The sequence below is a fragment of the Vibrio sp. A37 genome (genome assembly GCF_059777565.1).
The window spans coordinates 1-620 of record NZ_JBLNLI010000075.1; the positions used below are offsets into that span (position 1 = coordinate 1).

The 620-nt window shown below is 41.1% G+C and carries 1 protein-coding gene; it reads right to left on the bottom strand.

From position 1 onward, the window contains the following. On the bottom strand, positions 1–607 hold a 607-nt coding region (locus ACM2FC_RS23595), incomplete at its 3' end, for an AMP-binding protein (protein WP_498483469.1). Positions 608–620 lie beyond the last annotated feature (13 nt).

The following is a 620-nucleotide window of genomic DNA, read 5'->3' on the forward strand; positions in this document are numbered from 1 at the left end:
CTGGACGGTTTAAATACCCTCTCGCTAAGCCTGCCCCCCCAATGTAAAGCTCACCTGATATACCAACTGGTACTAGACGTAGACGGTGGTCTAATATGTAGACTTTAGTGTTATATAACGGCTGACCAATTGACATTGCCTCCCTTTCACTAGTGATCATACGGTATGATGCGTAGATAGATGTTTCTGTTGGGCCATAGCAGTTATACAGAGAATACTGTGAAGACCATCGATTTATCGTATCGGTAGAACAAGGCTCTCCCGCATAAAGGATGCTTTCTAAAAATGGATATTCTCTGACTGGAAATTCACTCAGCAAAACAGGAGGAAGATACAAACAATTGATCTGGTGAATGCTAACGTATTCCGCTAATTCGTCGATATTTGACTTCAAAGATATTGATAGTAAATGTAGCTTATGCCCTGAACAGAGCCCACCAAATAATTCAGAAATAAACACATCAAATACATAATTACTAAAACAACTGGATGAGTAAGACAGCCATGTCTGTTTGTAGATGTTTTGCATGGACAGAATTGTATTAGACACCGCTTTATGCTCAACCATCACCCCTTTAGGCTGCCCTGTCGTCCCTGACGTATACATCACATACGCCAAG